Source organism: Paenibacillus nanchangensis (genome assembly GCF_046543445.1).
GTDB lineage: Bacteria > Bacillota > Bacilli > Paenibacillales > Paenibacillaceae > Paenibacillus_AQ > Paenibacillus_AQ nanchangensis.
In genome coordinates this window covers 139,312-159,747 of the sequence record NZ_JBHOFD010000003.1, presented here as the reverse complement: position 1 = coordinate 159,747, position 20,436 = coordinate 139,312, and the positions used below count along the sequence as shown (strand labels likewise).

The 20,436-nt window shown below is 52.3% G+C and carries 12 protein-coding genes; 6 read left to right on the top strand and 6 right to left on the bottom strand.

Translation table 11 applies throughout. The features are described from left to right. Positions 1 to 360: 360 nt before the first annotated feature. The 5 genes from ACE6ED_RS03265 to ACE6ED_RS03245 all read right to left on the bottom strand — a co-directional run bounded on the left by ACE6ED_RS03265 (position 361) and on the right by ACE6ED_RS03245 (position 5,272). A complete protein-coding gene (locus ACE6ED_RS03265; protein ID WP_410825527.1) occupies positions 361 to 783 on the bottom strand; it encodes a DUF1801 domain-containing protein in 423 nt (140 codons plus the stop codon). A 170-nt stretch (positions 784 to 953) separates the two neighbouring features. Then, positions 954 to 1,667, bottom strand: a complete 714-nt coding sequence (locus ACE6ED_RS03260) for a hypothetical protein (protein WP_410825526.1) — start codon at positions 1,665 to 1,667, stop codon at positions 954 to 956. Between the two features lie 27 nt (positions 1,668 to 1,694). Beyond that, positions 1,695 to 2,846 carry a hypothetical protein gene (locus tag ACE6ED_RS03255; protein WP_410825525.1) on the bottom strand — a complete coding sequence of 384 codons (1,152 nt, stop codon included), beginning with the start codon at positions 2,844 to 2,846 and terminating at the stop codon, positions 1,695 to 1,697. Between the two features lie 97 nt (positions 2,847 to 2,943). After that, positions 2,944 to 4,581, bottom strand: coding sequence for a sensor histidine kinase (locus ACE6ED_RS03250; RefSeq protein WP_410825524.1), 1,638 nt, complete (start codon positions 4,579 to 4,581; stop codon positions 2,944 to 2,946). A gap of 1 nt (position 4,582) precedes the next feature. After that, on the bottom strand, positions 4,583 to 5,272 hold the full coding sequence (locus ACE6ED_RS03245) for a response regulator transcription factor (protein WP_410825523.1): 690 nt from the start codon (positions 5,270 to 5,272) through the stop codon (positions 4,583 to 4,585). Between the two features lie 139 nt (positions 5,273 to 5,411). Between ACE6ED_RS03245 and ACE6ED_RS03240 the strand changes: the two genes are divergently transcribed. From ACE6ED_RS03240 to ACE6ED_RS03230, 3 genes are all read left to right on the top strand, one after another. Then, positions 5,412 to 6,014, top strand: coding sequence for a hypothetical protein (locus ACE6ED_RS03240; protein WP_410825522.1), 603 nt, complete (start codon positions 5,412 to 5,414; stop codon positions 6,012 to 6,014). A gap of 566 nt (positions 6,015 to 6,580) precedes the next feature. Next, the gene (locus tag ACE6ED_RS03235; protein ID WP_410825521.1) at positions 6,581 to 7,408 is read left to right on the top strand and encodes a hypothetical protein; all 828 of its coding nucleotides are present in this window, start codon (positions 6,581 to 6,583) and stop codon (positions 7,406 to 7,408) included. Positions 7,409 to 7,470: 62 nt separating this feature from the next. Further along, positions 7,471 to 7,920, top strand: coding sequence for a hypothetical protein (locus ACE6ED_RS03230; RefSeq protein WP_410825520.1), 450 nt, complete (start codon positions 7,471 to 7,473; stop codon positions 7,918 to 7,920). 1,178 nt (positions 7,921 to 9,098) lie between these two features. Here the strand turns inward: ACE6ED_RS03230 and ACE6ED_RS03225 are convergent. Further along, positions 9,099 to 16,907: a pullulanase gene (locus ACE6ED_RS03225; RefSeq protein ID WP_410825519.1), complete on the bottom strand. Its 7,809-nt coding sequence runs from the start codon at positions 16,905 to 16,907 to the stop codon at positions 9,099 to 9,101. Positions 16,908 to 17,301: 394 nt separating this feature from the next. Here ACE6ED_RS03225 and ACE6ED_RS03220 point away from each other — a divergent pair, with 394 nt between their 5' ends. From ACE6ED_RS03220 to ACE6ED_RS03210, 3 genes are all read left to right on the top strand, one after another. Further along, positions 17,302 to 18,006 carry a response regulator transcription factor gene (locus ACE6ED_RS03220; RefSeq protein ID WP_410825518.1) on the top strand — a complete coding sequence of 235 codons (705 nt, stop codon included), beginning with the start codon at positions 17,302 to 17,304 and terminating at the stop codon, positions 18,004 to 18,006. 106 nt (positions 18,007 to 18,112) lie between these two features. Next, a complete protein-coding gene (locus tag ACE6ED_RS03215) occupies positions 18,113 to 18,883 on the top strand; it encodes a prolipoprotein diacylglyceryl transferase (protein ID WP_410825517.1) in 771 nt (256 codons plus the stop codon). Positions 18,884 to 18,981: 98 nt separating this feature from the next. Then, entirely contained in the window at positions 18,982 to 20,436 is a 1,455-nt protein-coding gene (locus tag ACE6ED_RS03210; protein WP_410825516.1) for a HAMP domain-containing sensor histidine kinase, read from the top strand.

Sequence of the window (20,436 nt, the reverse complement as noted above, 5' to 3'; positions counted from 1 at the left end):
GGGAAAAGTTACAAGAAAAACAGTACCCACTTTTTTGTGATATAGTCACCAAAAAGTGATAATTGAGGCGGCACAAGCGTTTGTTTTTACAGCCTAACAGGTGGAATTGAGCTCCATTAAGTTTGAGTTAGGTACCCCTAACTATCATATCAGGCTTATCATAATCCACATGATGGTTGGCTCCAATCATTCTGCCCGGCTCCCATGGTGTTCGTCTGCTCCTTCCGGTAAATTGATCCCAATAGAAAAAACGCAGTCTACAGGCTGCGTTAGACCACGTTTGTTCAGAGCTGTGTTGTAAGGCTGCTTAATCAGATACTCTGTCCTTCAATTACTCCTGCGGATACGTCCTGCAGACCGTTACTCCTGCGGGTACATCTCCTGCAAAAACTGTACGGATTCACGGATCAGCTGCTGCAATACGTCGATCCGGATATCGTCAACTTTATTGATATATACACACGCTTTCCCTGCTGTGTGCTTGCCGAACTCCTGCAGCAGGGCTTCCCGCCGGGTATCGCCTGTTGCAAAATACAAACTGATTTTGGCCTTCCGGGGCGAAAACCCAACCAGCGGCGCGTCCCCTTCATGGCCGGTTGCATACTTGTAGTGATAGGATCCAAAACCGATGATGCTCGGTCCCCACATTTTGGCCGGAAATCCGGTTGTCTCGCTGAAAATATCCAACAGCTTGTACGCATCCTCACGCTTCTTGAGGTTGTCTACCATTTCAATAAACTCGATTATGCTGTTTTCGGTTTCTTTTGTTTTCAGTTCGTACATGAAGGTTCCTTTCCCCGTGCGATTTTGGATGTAACGTAGCATCCGGAGGAACGGCTTGTCAAGGGCGGAGAAGCGGCTTGGCCGACTTAGGCCTACTCGCAGCCCCCTGCAGGCGGTCCCCGCCAAGGAGAGCACCCCCGGGAACCGCCAAACGGGATAGGGTTAAAAAACTACTTTAGCTTCTGCACGCTGACAGCGATTTGTTCAAGCTCCTTTGCGCTCACTTTGCCGTCCGGCGAGCTGAGCGTCACGAAACGGTCGTCCAGCTGGAAGCCGAGCAGCGGCGTTTTGTCCGGTGTATACCATTTTGCGGCGGTTCCGTTGGACAGCTTGACCCCCTTGGCCGCGTAACCGCCGGAGTAATCGCGTGGAGATACGCTGACCGTCATGTGGGTGAACCGCAAGGTTACACCGTCGCCCGCGCCTACACTTACATAGGCGTCTCCCTTAGCCGCCTGGACCGGAGCATAGGCGGTCTCAAAACCATCGAACTGGGCAAAAGCCGCTTTGATCGCCTTTTTTTGCTCAGCGGAGTAGCTGACGGAGACCAAATCCGATACCGCGCCGGTTTCGCCGCCATCGCTTCCATTGCTGATACTGCTGCTGCCAATCCGCACCTGTTTGCTGCCTGCGTCATACGTAACCGGTACATCCAGCGCATCCGACAGCGCCCGGACCGGCAGATAGGTCAAATTGTTGTACGTGATGGCGGTCAGCGATTTGCCGCTGCCGTCTTTTGGCGTAAAGGCTTGGCCGTCTACCTGGAAAGTGATGGTGTGGTTCAAATAGGCGGTGATTTTATCCAATTGGGTTCCGGCATAAACGCCGGCGGCACCCGTTAACGTCATTCCAAGTACCAGCGTAGTTAATACTGTTTTTTTCATAAGGGCATGTTCCTCTCTAAATGGATATTATTTAAAATCAATAATCACCGTGGCGCTTAACTCCTGTTTGTCCTGAAACGTTACCCCAAGCCGCGTTCCGGACGGATTCCAGCTCAGCGGATAGGTTGGAAAATACGACGGGCCCACAGGCGAGACAAGCCCGGATGACGAATTGAACACGTAGACGCCGTTCATGCCGCCTTTTTCTTCCGTATAAACGGCGAATGCCAGCTTGGACGAGTCAGCGGACCAGGACAGATACGGCAGCAGGTCCCCTTCGGCAATCAGCGACCCCTGCAGGTTGCCTTCATAATCGTAAATGAGCAGCTTGAGCGTTCCTTCACTATCCGCAGCGGAGACGGCGATGCGTTTTCCGTCGGGCGACAGCTGAAACTCCTGAACCTGTTCGACAAGGGTATCGGGCTCAGGCTGTTCCGGTGTAAACCGCTTCAGCTTCCCCTCTCCATCGGTGTAGTAGATGTATCCGCCGCCTGCTGTAAACTGGTGAAAAACACTCTGCGCTGCTGCTTCGTCGCGCAGTTCGATTTTGTTTTTTGAGCCGTCCTTTCCGATCGCCCAAATCTCGCCCCGGCCTTCCATCGACCCGGCTGCCAGCACATAAACGCCGTCGTTCAGCCAGCCGCCGGATTCAAGATAATTATCTACCTGCACAGGGATAATGTTTCCGGTCGCCTGATCCTTCAGCGTGTTCTCTGCGGTATATTTGTTTTTCCAGGTCTGGATGAACAGCCTGCCGCCGGATGGCGAAGGGAAAGCTTTGACGTACGGGAACCCTTCGTGCTGGGCTTCAGCTGCCGGGAGCTCCGTTTGAGCGCCGGTATTTACGTTCACCTTGCTCCATTTATAGGTGTACTGGGCTTCTTCGGTGTCCGTCGCCGCCTTGGTCCGGGTTGTCGTCATAATGACGGCTTCATCATCCGACAGCCAGCGCTCGATATTCGCTCCCTGCAGGCGATGTACGGCTTTGACTGCCGCAGCACCCGTCCGCTCGGCCTTGGGGGCTGCGTTCTCTTTGACGACGGTAAGCTCGCGTTTGCCGTTCGCCGAGGATTCGGCTTCGTGCGTAGCATCGCCGGAAGCCGCGCCGCAGCCGCTAAGCAGGCCGGCCATCAGCATCAGCGACAACCCGAGGCCTGCGGCTTCCTTTCCTTTTGACATCTTCATCCCCCCCTGTGACTACAGTATAATGAGCCGATATTTCATCCGCATATCCGGCTTGTTTCCAACTTGTAAACAATGCAAACAGCCCGGAAGTCTAATCGGACTCCGGGCCCCCGCCTACGCCATTCTCCGCCGGACGTTCATTCGGCAAAAACAGCCGGAAAACCGAGCCCGAAGCTCCCGACTCCGCCAGCAGCAGCTCTCCGCCCTGCTTGCGGGCAAGACTGCGCGCCAGCGGCAGGCCCAAACCGGTACCGCCGCTCGTGCGGGAACGGTCGCCGCTTACCGTGTAAAACGGCTCAAAAATCAGCTCCCGCGCTTCCGGCGGAATCCCGGGGCCAGTGTCGGCTACTTCGACCATCCAGAAGGTGCTGTTTAGCGGATTTACAGGGTCCGGGCGGGCCGTCAGGTCAGCTGTCTCTGCCGGACCTGAAGCGGCTAATCCCCCTGACCTTTCACCCGCCGAATCTGGGAGCGCCGCCGGACTTGACAGGTCTTCCGGTTCTCTCACCGAAAGCCGGATCGAACCGCCGGGCCGGTTGTATTTGATGGCGTTATCGAGCAGATTCAGCATAATATGCATCACATTGTCCGGATCGGCCCAGGCGCTGCCGCCGCGCAGCTCGGCGGTCACTTCAATCTCTTTGGCCTCGGCCTTCGCCTTGATCCGGCTTAACGCGTGTTCAAGCAGCGGCGTTAACTCCACCTGCTGCCCGCGTGTTTCAAAATCGTACACATCCATAGCCGACAGCTGCAGCGCGCGCTCCACCAGGCTGAGCAAACGCTGTGCTTCGGAGCGGATGACGCCGGATGCCTCCGACAGCAGCGCCGGATCGTCGCCGTACATTTCCAGCAGGTCCGCGTAAGCCAGGATGGAGGTCAGCGGGGTTTTCAGTTCGTGGCTGATGTTGCCGATAAACCGTTTTTGCTGCTGCTCCAGCTCCCGCAGCTGCCGGGCCGTCTCCTGCAGCTTACGTTTTTCCTCGTTCAGTGCCCCGACGGAAGCGGCGATGCTGCCGCTCATCTCATAAATACCGCGCGCCAGCTGACCCAGCTCGTCCCTGCGGAAGGAAGAAGGCGCTGCCGGATAGCGGCCCTGTCCAATCGCCTTCGCTTCTTCATTCATGCGCCGGATGACGCCGACCTGCCGCCTGACGAGCAGGAACACGGCTGCGAATCCCGCCGCTAGCATCCCGGCCCCCGCCACCAGAAACAGCTTGCGGATCTCTTCATAAAAAGCCTGCTGCTCAGCAAGCGAAGCATGAAACTGAATCGTGCCGATCCGGTTCTCTTCACTGTAGAGCGGAGCCAAATAAAGCAGGGAACTTCCCTGTGTAATATAGGCGGAATGCCCAAGCGCCGTATGAGCAAGCGCATCGCCGGCATCGGCCCGGGGCTGAAACGGCAGCGAAGTGCCGACCACGGCGCCGTCCGCGTCGTATAGCGTCACCGGCATGCCGCTTTGCGCGCCGAGATCGACCGCGAGCCGCTGGCCGTTTTCCTGGAGGTAGGCTTCCGGCGCCAGATCGGTCCCGGTCAGCAGCTCCTGCCTGAGCCGCAGCTCCGCCGCCTCGCTGCGCTGGGCGAAATTCGCTTCCAGCCGCTCCCGCTGATCGTCGCGGATGCCCGCCAGCACCAAAGCGCTGAGCCCGGCAACCACAAGCGCAAGCAGAACGGCCAGCAGCAGTGTTATTTTTACGGTAAGTCCAAATACCGGCCGTTTCTCCCGCATCTCAAGTCGTCTCCGCAGCTTTGTAGCCTATGCCGTAGACCGTTTGGATAAGACCCTGACGCTGCTTCAGCTTGCGCCGCAGCCGCTGCACATGAATGTCGATCGTCCGGGTGCCCCCGGCAAAATCAATATCCCACACCTGGGCCAACAGATCCTCCCGGGTGTAAACCCGCTCGGGGTTGCGCAGCAGAAGCAGCAGCAGATCGAACTCTTTTGGCGTCAGCTCGAGCTGCTCGTCCCCCGCTTTGGCGGTCCGGCTGACTGGGTCGGCGGTAACGCCTCCCAGCTTCGCAACCGCAGCTTCAGCCCATTCCGCTTCAGGGGCGGCATAGGCCCCGCGGCGGGCCAGTGCCTTAACCCGGGCAACCAGCTCGCGCATGTCAAACGGCTTGGTCATATAGTCGTCGGCGCCAAGCTCCAGGCCCAGCACCTTGTCGACAATGTCGTTTTTGACGGTCAGCAGCAGAATCGCAGGGCGGGCTTTTCCCTCCAGCTTCCGGCACACCTCATAACCGCCCAACCGCGGCATCATGACGTCAAGCACCATCACATCGGGTTTGAAGCTCTGCACCCGGTCCAGCGCCTCCTGGCCGTCCGCTCCGGTTTCGACCGTAAATCCCTCCCGGCGGAGTGCGTAGGCCACTGCACCGGATATGCTGCTCTCATCATCCACGACGAGGACTTTTGTCAATGTGATCGCTCCCTTGGTATCCGTATCGATTATCATTCTGTTTCTTTATACACCCTATACACCATTCCGCGCTACCCGCACCCAGCTATAGCGCAATAAATCCGGCTGTTTTTCCGCTACGTACGTCACCAAGCACGACTTGCAGAATAAAGCCGTCCCTTCTCGGCTCATTCGTGTTCAGTTTTTGTTAGCTGAAATTTTTAAACTATTGGATGAGGGAGGGAAACAGTACTTGGGAAAAAGAAAAGCAAATGTACAACGGACATGTGAACTGCCGGGCTGCAGCAGCCGGCATTATGCAAAGGGCATGTGCAGATTTCATTATTATAAGGATTGGAGCGCAAATAGACGGCAGGTGTCCGGCAGTGCCGGCACAGCGGCTTCAAAAGTAGATGCAAAGGTGGCTGCGATTAGAGCGGCTGCGAAACTGACTTCGGAAGCGGCTGCGAAAGCGGCTTCAGAATCTGCTGTGAAAGCGACTTCGGAAGCTGCTACGAAAGCGGCTTCAGAATCTGCTGCGAAAGCGACTTCGGAAGCGGCTGAGAAAGTGGCTTCAGAAGCGGCTGAGAAAACGACTTCGGAAGCGCCTGAGAAAGTGACTTCAGAAGCGCCTGAGAAAGTGGCTTCAGAAGCGCCTGAGCTTGATTCGGCATCAAATGAACCAGTATCGATTGAATCATCTTCGATTGAAGTGTCCGAGCGCAGCATCGATTCCTATGCTCGGGAAAGAAAGGAATCATAATTCGCACGCAAAAAAGGGGCTGGATCAACCTCCAGTCACCCTTTTTTAAGCATGTATACTTAATCTAACTCCGTATTTCTATCACGAGTACTAACCGCGACGGGTCAGCGAACTGCGGCGGGCCAGCGCCCTTAAACCGGGCGACAGCTTACGCATATCAAACGGCACATCTATAGTCATCGGCGCCTTCTGCCCGTCTGCTCCGGTCTCAACCGTAAATCCCTCCAGCGGGGTACATAGGTCACTACATCCTATATGCTGCACTCAACATCCACGACGAGATTTTTTCAATGTCATTGCTCCCTTGGTGTGTGTCTTTCCATTCCATTTACTTTTTGTCTCTCCGATTTGTGCCTTTGTAATGATAACTCCTTGAGTCACCCTGTCATTTTTTTCGATCACAAGAAAATCTACACTGAAAATATATTCATTTTATCATGATCTTCGCCTTTTCAAATCAACCATTAGATTATAAAACAAGTTTATGTCGTATGTCATATTTACAATAAATGGTTGTGTGATAAACTTTCTTTGTAGTCTAAATACCAAAAAAAAGGAGATTGTTTATGAAAAAGTCAAGTATGAAAAGTATTGTCGTAGCTTCTACTTTAGTCCCTTCCTTACTCTTGCATTCTATTCCTCCTGCATTTGCGAGTGATACAAATAATGTCGCTGATAATACAAACTCACTTCTAACCCAAACTTTAGTTGATGAACAATTTGAAGAACAAGTAAAAGCTGATCAAGAATATCATAAACAAGTCTACGAACAGTTATTAAATGAGAGCAGAGAAGCCGAAAGGGATTTCCAGTATCAAGAAAACTTTCTTAACGAACAAAACCAGTCTAATGTATCACAGGAGTCAGTCCTAGGTACTCAAGCTGTAACGAAGTCCTTTCTTAGAGGACAATGGAACACCGGTGCATCTATACTAATCTCATCCGGTTTTGTAATGACAGGTACTTTTCTTAGAAATTCGTTAAATGATAATGCCAGTAGATTAATGTATCCTAACAACTCCTCCTTTTCCAACTCAATTAAATATAGTCCGGAATTTCAGAAGCGCTTAACTTATTTCCAGTCCTTATTATCACGAACTAGCAGTTCATATTACTCTCAAAATAGCTCCTTCGGCTTAGAGAATAACAAAGATCAATTTTTAGCATTACATAATGTAGGTGTACAGTTCGCAGCACAAAAATCAAACGGAACTTGGAATATTATTGCTACAGTAAATGATGTATATAATTTTGAGTATTGGAACTATACTTCAAGTAATGGTCTTAACAATGCCTTCGTAACCCTGGTTAATAACTATGCTGCAGATTCACAAAGATTAGGCGCAATCGTACCTTACAGTATCGCCTTTTATATCCAATCCTCTTTTCATTAGAAAATAGACAAGAGAAGGGGGAAATCTCCTTCTCTTCTAAAACAATAGGAGAACCTAGCCTTATGCCAATCACAAAAAAAAGGAAATGGACTCCATTCTTCTTTATATTTCTACTCTTAACTTCTTGTTCTTTTATTGAGGATGCCCGTGACGACGTTGAACCAAATATAATTAAACTTACTGGCAATTATAGATTATTTCAAATAAGTGAGGATATAAACTATATAAAAGGAAAAATGGAACAGGACCCTATTAAGGTAGATTCTTTTATTACGGATGTTGGATGGAATGATGATTTCATTGTTTATAGAAGAAGTATCACTAGTACTGAAATGGAAGAAGGGGTATTAATAGCGGAAACGGGGAAGGTTATTGTTTTTAACCGTTCATTTTCTTTGAGTGACTTTCTCAGTCAAAAAAACCTTACTGAAGATGACCTTAAAATGTCATCCGTAAAAGACTTGATCGATGCCAAAGAGAAAAAACTTGGCAGGAAGAGCTTTACAAATTAATTAACTCAACTTTCGCAGAGCGAAAATCAGCTAAGCTCCAGACCTGGCGCGGATTTAACCGCAATGAAGTAATCGTCTTGAAAAAATAGAAAAACACCGCATCGTCCGCGGCGAACGCACCGCTCGGCGTGCTATTTTATTCACGGCGCGATGAAGTTAACACCCTACACTGGGCGGTTGCCTTGGCACAACTCATAGAACGGCTGAACGAAATTGCGACTCAGGTTGGGAAGAAATGCTTCACCCTAATTCATGTCAACTCCAGCACTGGATCTCCGGTTTGCCCAGTGATCTCAAGGCGTATCTGCCGATCTCAGGCTGCAAAAGTTGAGTTAATAAAAGCAGCGGCGGACCAAAACTTGATAAACCATGTCTTGGACTGCCGCTGTTGTCGTTGAACTACCTGGAACGAATCCTCTCCAGCGACAGACCCGCAGCGGATTACCACCGAACGCGGTACCGAGGTCTTTCCGGACCCAGAGGACGTTATTTCTGAAATTCCTGGGCTTTTGGGTTGCCTTGCGGACTCCAGGTCCGTTATTCGTGCCGAAAACATCCATACGATGGAATTTCCGCGTAAATAAGGGAATCTGAGTCCGTCACTTTGCCAAAACACGGAATAATTAGTAAATTAGGTCCCCTGAGTCCGGCAAGAAAGTCACAGGGGAGGTCAATGTTGAGCTGCTTCAAAAGGCCCTATAGTTTGGAAAAGCAAGACTGTGTTCAGGCAGGGAATGTTGTTATAACACAGAGTTACGCACCTTTCTTGTTGGCATGGTTGGTCGCACTACCATGATGCCAAACAAGTGAGGTGTTTTCTGTCAATACGAGTAAATCTACTGAATTCTCCTTACGCGCTCAAGGGTTTAATCCATTTTATTACATTACCTTCCTTGAAATTGTCATCAAATTCTAAAAAAAGGGGGCTGAAAAAATCCAGCCCCCTTTCTCAAACCTCGTATTCCCTTCCTTATCCTTCAAACCAGTGCGTCGGCAGGGGATTCGCCAAATTCTGCTCCCTCAAACATTAAGCGGGCAGATGGAGTGACGGACCTACTCCTACTCCTACTCCTCCTCCTCCCTCTACTCCTATTCTTACCCCACTTCTACTCCTACTCCTACTCCTCCCTCTACTCCTATTCTTACTCCTACTCCTACTCCTACTTTCACACCTACTCTTACTCCATCCGGTCCAACAAATTCAGCACCGCCTGCGCGCTTTCTGCACGAGTGGTTTCGGCTTTAGGCGCAAACCTGCCGTTTTCGTGTCCTTTCATCAGTCCAAGGGACAACGTTTTGTTCACTTCTTGCACCGCCCACGCGGAAATCTGCTGCTTATCCTTCAGCGCTGGTGCTTCCGCTGCCGTTGCCTTGTTACCCTGGAGATCGTATGCACGGTAGAGCATGACCGCCAGTTCTTCGCGGGTGATGGTTTCATTTGGAGCAAAAAGCTCCCGCCCTTTTCCGTTTACGAGTTTGTTCTGATTTGCCGCCGCCACCGCAGAGGCGTACCATGCGCTGCTGTCCACGTCTTTGAAGTCCGCGCCACCCGTGCTTTCAAGCCCCAGCGCCCGAACGAGCATTGCCGCAAACTGTGCCCGTGTCAGCGGCTGGTCCGGACGGAATGCGATGCCGTTCGTGCCGTTAACAATCTGTTTGGCCGCAAGTTGTTTGACCGCCTGCTCCGCCCAATGTCCGTTCATATCGCCAAACGATTTATCATATTCCAGCACGGCGTATTTGCTGAAATGACCCACTTCCGCCGTCAACAGCCCATTACTCCGCTTCCCTCCAGCATACTGAAGTTTTGCATCATCGGAGATGTGATAGATACCGGCCAAGCCGGTTTGAATATTGCTGCCGGCCGTTACTTCAAGCCGGACCGGTGCTGTAAACTGCTGCGGCCCGTATGTTTTGCCGTCCTTCGTCCGGACGGACAGTTTCAGATCGTACACCTTGCTGCCCAATGTCAGTTTTGCCTCTTCGGCAGCCGCTGCCTGTGTAATCAGCGCAGCCGCCGCCTGCGATGCGGTTTCCTCCAACTTAAATGAGATCACGGCACCCTGCGCTTGACCCGCCGGCACAAGCTGAGGCAGAGCCTTCAGCAGTGCAGACGGAAGCTGCACCGTGATGCCTTCCCGCTTCAGCTCCAGCGGTTTTGTCCCCAGAATCTCTCCTGCCGTCAACGGCAGAAGCACCTCAGTGTCCTTGGCATCAAGCTGGATTGTAACCATCGCTTGTTCAGTGCGCAGCGATTCTTCATTTACAATACGCTGTTCTCCAGCCGCGTTTGATGCAGCAGGGGTGCCCCCTGTGCTTGAGTTTCCGCCAGGGATACTGCCTGGGATACTAGGAGTGTTACTGCCTCCGTTACCCGGATTGCCACCGTTGTTACCGCTGCCGTTACCCGGGTTGCCACCGTTGTTACCGCCTCCATTGCCCGGATTGCCACCGTTGTCACCGCCGCCATTGCCCGGGTTGCCGCCATTGTCGCCGCCTCCATTGCCCGGGTTGCCGCCATTGTCGCCGCCTCCGTTACCCGGATTGCCGCCGTTATCGCCGCCTCCGTTACCCGGATTGCCGCCGTTGTCACCTCCGCCATCCGAAGGAACCGCGGCCAGAATCACCGTACCGCCCTCCGCCATAGCAGGAAGCGTCACCGTTACTTTTTGATCGGCCGATACGGTGTAAAGGGTGCCGCCGTAAAGGTCCTTCACCTTGCTTCCGGCCCGGAACGGCACCGGCAGAGTAACTTCTTTCGCTTCATTCTTTACATGAATCGCGGTAACGAGATGCTCGCCCGCATACTGCTTACCGAACGCCAGATAACCGTCCGCATCCGACGCCGTAATAGAGGTGCGGACTCCCTTCGAGAACACTTTGGAGTGCGCCGCGCGAATATTCAGCAGCTTCTGATAATGCGTGAACAGCTGTTTTTCGTTTTCCAGTCGGTCCCACGGCATGTCGCTGCGGTTTTCGCTGAATTCGCCTTTGCTCATATCCCCAGCATTTTTTCCGGAACGGCCAAGCTCTTCGCCGTAATACACAACCGGCTGGCCTTTGGCTGTAATTTGCAGCGCCGCAGCCGCCATCAGCTTCGCTTTGTCGCCTTCCACGTAATGGGATAGGAAGCCGTCCTCGTCATGGCTGCTCAGGAATTGGCCCATCATTTTGGTGTTATCCAGCTTCGCTTCCCGGTCCGCCAAATAAGCTTCTACCGATTCGACGCCGCCGTATACAAACTCTTTGGCTTTACCCTTAAAGCCGAAGTCCAGCAAGCTGTCCATCTGTCCGCTTTGCAGCGTTCCGCCGTTACTGTCGACCGTTGCTCCAAAATATTCGCCGATCATTTTGAATTGCGGATTGATTGCGGTCAACTCATTTCTGAATGCCTTCCATGTGGTTTCGTCGACGTGTTTCACCGTATCCACACGGAAGTAGTCGATCGTGTCCCCGCGGTCCGTTTTGGCGCGTTCCAGCCAGCCCGTCTGCCAGTCAATGATCCGTTCCCGAACCGCCGGATCTTCCGTAATGAAATCAGGCAGGCCCGCCAGCTCTCCTTTTACCGGATCAGTATCCGCGGACAAGCCGTCCGTGCGGAGCATATCCTTAAACCGGTCTTTATCCTCCTGCGTGATGTCCGGGGCGTTGTCTCCCGGCTTCAAGCCGTAGCCCGTGTGGTTCACCACCACGTCCACCATAATTTTGATGCCTTTGTCATGCGCTTTATCAATGAGCTCCTTGAAGGTCTCCAGGTCGCCCAAATGCTCATCAATCTTCGTAAAATCCTTTGCCCAATAGCCGTGGTATCCATACTGCTTGCCGCCAAAGCCTGCGCCTTGATTCGAGTCGATATTATCGACGATTGGCGTAATCCACAGCGTATTTATTCCCAGCTGCTCCATGTAATCAAGCTTGTCGATCAGGCCACGGAAATCGCCGCCGTGATACGCTTCCGGTTGCGCTTTGTCAACGTTTATGTTATTGGAAGCATCGCCATCCATGAAACGGTCGGTCAGCACAAAATAAATCCGTGCCTCATCCCAATCAAAATCCAGCTTGCCTGCGCCGGTTCCAGGCTTCACCGTCACCGCAGCTTCGCCGGTGTGACGGTTGCCGTATTGGTCAACCAGCGTGATGGGAATCGGCTGTTCACCAGCCGCAACCGTATCTTTTACAGCAATCGTATGCTCCAGCAGTTCGGGATCGACCTTCACCTGCGCCGGACCGCCCAGTGCGGTAAGATCAATTGAAACGTCCTTCAGCGTAACCGGCTCGGAAGAAGCAAATTTTATCTTCAGCACCGCGTTCTCACTGGACGAAACGGTCCCCGGAGTGACCTCCGCCTGCAGGTTCACGTCCGGATAACGGTACACCACCTGCGACTTTCCGTTTACGGTGTTTTTCGGATCGGTGATTTCTGTTTCCGTTCCGCCATGCGTAATGACAAACGTATAATCATACGTTCCAGGTGTCACGTTTTTAAGCGTGTAGCTAAACCATTCCTTCTGCGGGTCATAAACCATCGGAGCGAGCTCGCCGTTAAGGTTCACCTTTACATCCTTGAGCTCATTCATCCGCCCTTCCCGGAACAGCTGCTCATCCCGGTAGCGGAACGTGATATTTCCATCCGCAAGCTGCGGACCGGTAATACTCGGCAAAACATCCAGCTCATGCACCATGCTGGTCACATTCACCTTCGTGAAGGCTTCGCCCGGCTGCAGCGGAATGACGCGGTCATCCGGAATGTCCTGCTTCGCCGTATTCCAGTCGGTGCCTTTGCGGAGAACAAATCCGACGCCGGTGGTTTCCGGAGCCACCTCGATCCGCACGGTAGCCACGCCATTTTCAACCTTGTTAAAGTTAATCTGGTCGTTCTTTACCCCTGTGTTCCACACCCATAAATTCCAATCCGTATAGTCCTGGTCCGGACGGATATAGTTCAGCTGCACATACCGTTTGTTGTCCACCGCCTCCGCCGTAACGGTTACGGTGATCTCTTTTATGAAGCCGAGATAGGACACGGTGATGACCGCTGTTCCTTCCGACTTGCCTGTTACCAGACCTGCCGCTGTAACGGCAGCCACCTGCGGATTGCTGGAGGCGTAGGCCGCCTGTTTGGTTACATTCCGTTTGCCGCCGCCTTCATATTCGGCATAAACCGCGGTTTGGTGCGCCGTTCCTTTTTGAATCGTGTAGCTGTCTTTGTCGGCCGAGATGCCGCTGACTACGGCGGCTGACGCCTCGGTCTTAATCATTACAGCCGTCAATGGGTCGATCGTGATGGAGCCCGGGGTTAATGAAAACCCGGAAACCTCCGCGACGGCGTCTGTGCCCGCTTCATCGTTATCAACCAGCACCGTTCCGGCTGTAAGGTCTTCGCTCAGCGTAAGCGTTCTGGATTTGCTGTCGGCATTCACAAAAACATAATAACTGCCGGTGCCGTCCGTCGCCTTGTTTTTGTAGGCAATCACCAGATCCTGCGCCTTCACTTCCGGAATTTGAAGCAGCGTCACGTTGGAGTTGACCATGGATTGATCGCCGAGGCGGAAAGCGTCCGTTGATTTTCTCAGCTTGATCAGTCCGGCCGTATATTCCCGCGTTTTGTTGTTCTCCGGAAATTTGACCGCATCCGTCGCTTTGGTCCAATCAAACTTGTTGATCGCATCGGAGGAGTCGTAAGAGTCGTGAATAAAATAGCCAAATGGCTTACCCGTCTCATCCGTCAGCTCGTGATACTTCTGCTCAGGCACGCCTTCGCCCAGCCACTGCTTCGTGCGCCCGTATTCCTGTCCCGCGTGGAGGAACGCCGTTCCCTGGGAGGTCAGCGTGAGCAAATTGCCCAGCCGGACCCGCTTGTGAATCTCCTGGTCGTTTGCTGCAACCGAGGGGTCTTTTTTGATCGACTGCGCAATGATGTCGTAGAGCGGCAGGTTGTCGTGAGCTTCAATATACTGCACCATGTCGCCCGGATCGTCTTCTTTGGTGTTACCCGGCTGGGCCTTGATATTGTTAAAAATCGTCTGGATGTCGCGCGCGCCGCCTGTAATAAACCGGGGTTCGCCTTCGCTGCCGTAGCCGGATTTCAGCTCGTTGCGGAACTCGTCGGAAAATACGCCGACGTCGTCCGTCTTATCCATCCAGTTCTGATCCGCTCCCTTGCCCGCCAGAGAAGGGTCGGACAAGTGTCCGCTGAACGTCACCCAGCCTTCGCCGATAAACAGGGCTTTCGGGTTGATCGCCGCTGCGGCATTGTAAGCGTTCTGGACTGCGTCATAGGTGGCGTCGCCCATCATGTCAAAACGCATGCCGTCGATTTTGTATTCGTCAAACCAGTATTTGACGGAATCGACCATCAGTTTTTCGGCCATCTTGTGGTTTGTCGCCAGGTTATTGCCGAAGCCGCCGATGAAGTTGCCGTTTGCATCCTGGAAAGCGTAATAGTTCGGTACGATGTCGTTCAGAAATTCGGCTTTTGCCATATGCGTGTATACTACGTCCAAAACAACGCCCATATCCGCTTCATGAATGGCGTCAATCATCGCCTTCAGCTCTTTGATCCGCAGCTCCGGATCGGCAGGATTTTCGGAATAAGCGCCGTCAGGTGAAAAATAACTGTGGGGATCGTACCCCCAGTTGTATTCGTTACCAGTCGTGGAGTAGGCCAGCTCCCGGTTCTTCATCTCCGCTTCGTCCCCGTAATACCAAGCCATCACGGGCATCAGCTGCACGTGGGTGACGCCAAGCGACTTGATATACTCCAGCTTTTCTTTGAAAGCGGCGTACGAACCCCAGGTTGCGTTATGCAGATCACTTTCAATCGATGGGTCCGAAGTGAAATCCCGGACGTGAACTTCCCAGATCACGGCGTCTTCCCGCTGCTCATAACCCGGAATGTCCGCAAAATCAAAGCCTTCAGGGTCTGTCTGGCTGAGATCGACGATGGCTGCTTTACCGACGGTGTCGCCGTCAGGTCCGGTTTCCCCTTTGGTGTTCACCCGGAACTCCGCCATCGATTTGGCGTAGGGGTCAAGCACGGTTTTGGTCACACCGTTGTTCGTCACTTCATATTGGTAAAAATACCCCCTAAAATCCTGCACCCCGAGATCCCCGGGTTTCAATTGCGCAGACCACACCCCTTTATCGCCTTTCACCAGATCTACAGCGCCGATAAATTGAGCCGCATCTTCTTTGCTGTACAGCTTCACAGTTACGTCACTAGCCGTAGGCGCCCACAGCTTGAGCTCCGCGCCGCCCGCCTGGTAAGCCGCTCCAAGATCGCTGCCGTCATAGGCGTACACTTCATCAAGCATTCTCCATCCGGTAGAGGCGGAAACGGTTTTCCCGGCGTAAGTTACGCTGAGCGGGATTTGATCCAGCTGGAACGGCGCCAACACTTCGACAGTTGTTGCGCTGGTAACGTTTGCATTTTGGACAGCAAGCGGTTTGCCATCTTTGTCTGTAAGCTGCAGTTCATTTTTGAGCGTTTCCGGCTCCAGACCCTCGGTCAAGGTGAACCCAAGCTGGATTTTGCCGGGAGACAATACCTCGGCCGAGACCAGCCCCGCCGCCACTTCGCCGTATGGGGAGATGTAGACGGTGTTGTCCCCTTCCTTGATGAACAGATGCTGATAACGGTCCGCCAGGGAAAACCCTTTGTCGCCGCCGTCTTTACCGGCATCGCCCTTGGAGGGATCGAGGACCAGGAAGCTGATTTTCTGAGCTCCGGGTTTCATCGGAATATCCACATAAGCGCCAAAACGGTCCGTTTGCCCGGCCGGGAAACGGGTTGCACCCGCAGGCCAGTCTGTTGAAGGCGCCGCAACATCGTCGCCCCAGATCCATAACCCGTAGGAGCTGTAGTTTCCATCCGCTCTCTGGTAGTGAATGCGCAGTGTGTCCGCCGGGAGCTGGACCGGCTCGTAGCTGTAGACGGTGTCGGAGCCCTCCTTCAGCCATACTTCATTTCTATCCGGGGAAGCAAGGCTGAATTTTTTGTCCCCGCCGTCTTTATTGCCGGAGACGCGGTCTACAACAACAATGCCGACTTTTTGCGCGCCCTCTTTCAGCGGAATATCCACGAAAGCGCCGTAGCTGTCCTCCTGCCCGCCTGGAAAAGGCAGCGCCCCTGCCGGCCAGTTGGCGGACGGAGCCGCAACATCTTCAAATAACCACAAGCCAATGCTGCCGTAATTGGCGTCCGCACGGTTATAGTGGACCCGCAGATGGCCCTCCGGAACCGGCGTTCCCGGGGCTGCCGGCACGTTAAACTCCGCGGCAACGCGATGATCCTCCGCATGATAGCTGAATGTGACCTTCGTGTCCTGCAGCAGCCGGAGCGTCTCCCGTTCAGCCGGGTATACCGGGGCTGCGCTATCTGTGCCCAAAGCGATCTGATATTCATGGTTGCCGCCGTACACATCGGCTGTAACCGTATACACGTTGTCGTAATCCAAGTCCTGCAAAATCAATCCCGCATCGGCAGGCGACCAGTCGGCCGCTTCACCGATACCAGTCTGGAAGCTGCCGATGACCCGGGGAAGCTTCTCCGCCGGGATCGGAGTGTAATATGTAGAATCAGCAATCCGGTGTGTCCCGTGATTGTAATAGAAGGTGACCTGCGCCTCCTCCGTCAGGGTGATAACAATATTGCCTTCTTTGTCCTTCCCCGCCGGATTGGAATAATTGGCGAAGCCGTAGCTTTCGTCCCATGTGCCGCCAACCGCTATTTTGTATTCGTAGGTTCCCGCCGGCAGATGGCCGGTGTACCTGTATTCCCCGTTCCCCATATCGCTCATGGCGGTGGCGGAAGCGGCAGGGTCCCAATCCGAGCCGTGGCCCAGCTCCGATTGCAGATTTCCAACCAAGGTCACCTGGAGCGGCGCTTCATTTGCCTGTGCCGACGGCGGGATACCGATCAAGGAACCAATCAGGGTAAAAATCATCAGAATGGACCACCATCGTTTGCTTGATGCTGTCAGTTTCATGAACACATAATCCTCCTTTTGTTCTCAGATGCGGTGCATGGATTTGCGCAAACGGTTGCATAAACAGGTTTAAGCTGCCACGAAATAAAACAGGACAACCATTGACGATCCCCTCCATGACCATTCGGGTTTTCACACCGGCCAATACATGAAAGCGATTACAATAGAAACGTTTGCACCATATATTCTAGTGGCGTCTTTCGTTGACGTCAATACTAATTTCTTTTGTGTACAGTAAAAAATAGCTAACATTCCTTAACAGAGTCTATACGTTGCTATGGTAGAATGAGTGGAGATCTGTAATACGGAAGCTACACTCTCACCGGAGACACCGGAGTAACCTCATCTTCGCCCGTATTGCTTGAATTCAGTTCATACAGTAGGAGATAAAACCATGAATCAGCCTAAACGAATCCTTGTGATTGAGGACGAACAGGACATTTCCCGCATTATCAAAGATTACATCCAGCTTCATGGTTACGAAGTACATATTGCGGACAGCGGCTCGGACGGCCTCCGGCTTGCGGAGACGCTGTCGCCCGACTTCATCATTCTGGACATTATGCTGCCTGATGCCAACGGCATCGAGCTGTGCAGGCAGCTGCGGGACCTCACTTCGATGCCGATCCTGATCTTAAGCGCCCGCGGCAGCGATACGGACAAAGTGCTGGGGCTGGGGTTCGGCGCGGACGATTATATGACCAAACCCTTTTCTTTAAGCGAGTTGAACGCAAGGATTCAAGCCCATCTCCGCCGGCTGGAAGTCCTCATGCCTCAGCCCGGCGCCTCCCATGCGGATACCCTCCGTCTGGGCCCGCTTACCATCGACAAAAAAGCCTACAAAACAACGCTTGGAGGGCAAGAAATCTCGTTGTCCGCCAAGGAGTTTGAACTGCTGTTTTTTTTAGCCGAGCACAAAAACCAGGTCTTCTCCAAAAGCCAGCTCCTGGATCAAATTTGGGGTTACGATTCGTATGGGGATGAGAACACGATCACGGTCTATATCCGGCGGCTGCGGGAAAAACTCGAAACCGACCCGTCCAACCCGGCTTATATCAAAACCGTCTGGGGCGTCGGCTACAAATTTAACCTGGATTAACTCTACGAGGCAGCTCACTTCCAATGTATGCTATTATATAATTGCATGCTTGGTAAGCAAAAGGAAAACAAGATGAAGTTTGAAATAACGTTAGGGGTTGACGGCTATGCAGAATGAGTTGCTTAAGATTGGTCCCATAACCATCTATGGTTATGGATTGATGATTGCGCTGGGGATATTTTTGGCATACCGGCTCGTTGTTTACCGGGCTGAAAAACGTCAGTATAATCTATCCCATATTTTCTCCTTAACAGTTTGGGCCTTAACAGGAGGATTTATTGGGGCAAAGGTATTGTACTGGATCACTCAATTTAAAAACATCATCAATAATCCCGGCATTCTTCTTAACCTTGGTGAAGGCTTTGTTGTATTTGGTGGAATTATAGGCGGCATAGCGGCTGGTTTCGTATATTGTAAAGTACATAAAATTAATTTCCGTCAACATATGGACCTTTTCGTGCCCTCTCTAGCATTGGCTCAGGGGTGTGGAAGACTCGGCTGTCAGCTGGCAGGCTGCTGTTATGGCCATGAAACGGACAGCCCGTTTGGAATTACATTTCACAATTCTGAATTCGCACCTAATGACGTCTCTTTGGTACCAACGCAATTAATAGAGAGTGCTTATAGCTTCAGCCTTTGCATTTTACTACTGTTTGTGGCCAAAAGAACCAATAAGCCAGGACTTGTTGCTTGCATCTACTTGATCTTTTACAGTCTGGGAAGATTTATAATCGAGTTTTATCGAGGAGACATTATTCGAGGAGAAGTGGGGTTATTCTCGACATCACAGTTCATTTCGTTAATTGTTGTTCTTATAACCAGTCTCCTAGTTTTCCTGTCTCAGTATCAGACCAGATTCGCAGGCAATAAAGTATAATCCATATATCAAAATGAAACCTCTTGTCTGTACAGGCAGGAGGTTTTATTGCGGTAGGGTAAACAATGAAATCACAATAATGGAATGGAGAAGTGACATTGAAATATTGGAGCCAATGGTTTAAGAGATGGTTGGCCTGCGCACTCGGATGCCTGCTGATTTGTGCAGGCTGCGGAGCACTGCTGGTGATCCAGCTGTCCCGCGGGGAGCAGCAGACGGTTCCTGCCTATGTGGTGAATCAAGCCCGGGTCGAGGTAAGCGAAATCATGTTTTTATTAGAAAAATATCATACAGCTCTGGAGGCAGGCACCCCGCATCAAATCCGGGAACAACTGCTGCGGCTGAGCCGGGAAAAGAAGCTGAATTGGGTCTACGCCGGTCTGGACGGCGCGGTTTGGTTTGATTCCTCCTCGCCCGCTCAGCCAACCAACCGGAAGCTTCAGCTCAAGAATGACCTGCATTATGACTTATATTCGGCCAAAACCGGTCCCGGTTCCTTTACCTTAGCTTTCCCTGTCATCGATCCAACATCGGGAAAACAAACCGGAAATGCTTTGTTTACTTTGCCCGAATCCGCTGTTGCCTACGAGCCCCCGTCTTCCTTTCCGGTTACGGCTGCGGTGCTGATGTCCGTCTCCCTCTGTCTGCTTCTCCTGCTTCTGCTTACCCTTAGAAAAAAGATCAAGCATGATCTGCTTGAGGGGATTAACGGATTAAAGGATCATTCGGAAGCTATTCTTAAGGGGAACTATGAACAAAGGGTAGAATACGGAAAACCGGATGAAGTTGGCGAGGTGTATGCCGTGTTTGACCAGATGCGGAATGAAATCATGGAACTGAGCCTGCAACGAGAAGCCCAGGACAAAGCAAAAAAAGAACTGATCTCCAACATTTCGCATGATCTGAAAACCCCGCTGACCGCTATCAAAGCTTATATTGAGGCAATTCAGGCGGGAGTTTGCACCGATTTGCCCGCTGTCATGGAGTATATGGATATCATTCAGGCACAAGCCAATAAAATGGCCGGATTGGTCGAAGACCTCCTGGTGCATGCGCTGCGGGACTTGGGGCAAATCTCGGTTACACCGGTGGAATGCTACAGCCGGGAGGTTTTCAGCGGCATTCTAAGACCGATGGGGCCTTATATCCGGACGGCAGGCGTGAATTTTATTGAACCGCCGGAGATTCCCAACGTGCTGATCCGCGTTGACCCGGTGAGGATGGAACAGCTCCTCTCCAATCTGATCGCCAATGCTTTGAAGCACACGAAGGCGGGCGACACGATCCAAATTGCAATCGTCCGGCAGCAAGACCGGCTGTTGATCACAGTATCTGACACTGGAGAAGGCATTTTGCCGCAGGATATGCCCTTTATCTTTGAGCGTTATTTCCAGGGAAGCGCTCCTTCCCGGTACGAAAAACGGTTTAAAGAAGGCTCCGGCTTAGGCTTGTCCATCTGCAAGCACATTATCGAAGCCCATCACGGGAGCATCTCCTTCAAAAGCGTTAAGGCTCAAGGAACGGAATTTTATCTCAGTCTGCCCTTATGCTGA